Below are 1292 nucleotides of genomic sequence, written 5' to 3'. Positions count from 1 at the left end.
CCTGATGGAAGCGTCAGATAGTCTTCGGCAGAAAAAAATAAAATTTTTTTTGTCCTATACTTGACACATCCACATGTCATGCGTCATACATTCTGCACAAGGTTAGCCAACGCAGGAATGAACCCAAAAGCACTGCAATATGTCATGGGACATTCCAATATCACAATCACATTGAACCTCTACACTCACGCTTCACTTGAAACGGTAAAATCAGAATTACAGCGATTTGTAGCTTAGTAGTAAAAGGCTGGATTACTACCGATTTACTACTTTTGAAAGCAGAATGAAGCGGAAATATGCGGAGTTAAGTATGGTATCGACCTATTGAAAAGTGAAAAAAAGTCCGTAAATACGGGATATTCCAGCATTCGCGGACTTATGGATAGATAAAGAAAAAAGATTTAGATAAATAGAATCTAAAATTAATAATGTAGAGGCAATAAAGGTGAAAAAGATAGAAATTATTGAGAGAATCACAGATGCTAATGGAAGCATAAGTGAAAACATATTGACTAGCTGGGAACATAAAAACCAATTCATACCGGAAATTATAAGGTTTGGAGAATTAAAAATATATCTACAGGAACAAATTGTTAAAAAGAATGATAGTGATGTTCATCTTTCAAAATATGAATATGATATTTTACTTCTTTTAGCGAAAAGTCCAGGTAGAATATTTGGAAAAGAAATGGTTTATGATCTGGTATGGAATGAACCTTATTCCGGTGATTATAATGTGGTTATGCGACATATCTGCAATATCAGAGAAAAAATAGAAGATGATCCTGGACAACCATTATATATACAAACAGTACGAGGTGTAGGATATCGGTTTAACGGGAATTTAGGCAGCAAGTGAAATCGCTGCCTATTATTATGGTTTTACAAAGAAGGGAGTTTGTTATGAGAAGATCTTTGTATTTCAGGAGCATCCTGTTTGAGATATTTGGACAGATTTTGATGTATCAATTCCAACTCTTTTATTTCTTGCTTAAAAGAAACATATTGAGTATTTAGTGATTTTTTTTGGGAAATAAGATCTGAAAGTTGCTCCTGTAACTTATTGGTATTAAGATGCTTCAGGTCCATGCCATTTTCCTGTAAAATATGTTCAGCACCAGCGAAAAGAATAATTTGAGATTTATATTTACGGAAATAACGATCCGGATCTTTGGAACTTTTATAATGGTCATCGTAAATTTTATTTTTCTGATAGGGAGTATCCCAAAGTTTGTGTAAACCTTCAAACTGATGTAAGATAGAATTACTCAGTTTGGAGGTTTATTTTATGG

Annotated in this window: 1 protein-coding gene and 1 pseudogene; both read left to right on the top strand. The window is 33.5% G+C overall.

Annotated elements, in window-relative coordinates; translation table 11 throughout:
* Positions 1–69: 69 nt before the first annotated feature.
* Positions 70–237: pseudogene (locus GT674_RS16750) on the top strand (tyrosine-type recombinase/integrase); the annotation flags it as partial.
* Between the two features lie 208 nt (positions 238–445).
* On the top strand, positions 446–859 hold the full coding sequence (locus GT674_RS16745) for a winged helix-turn-helix domain-containing protein (protein WP_025580539.1): 414 nt from the start codon (positions 446–448) through the stop codon (positions 857–859).
* The last annotated feature ends 433 nt before the right edge of the window (positions 860–1292 follow it).

Source organism: Blautia sp. BIOML-A1 (genome assembly GCF_009883055.1).
In the GTDB taxonomy this organism is placed as follows: Bacteria; Bacillota; Clostridia; order Lachnospirales; family Lachnospiraceae; genus Blautia_A.
Note: the sequence above shows the minus strand (reverse complement) of the source record. Positions and strands in the feature narration are given on the sequence as shown.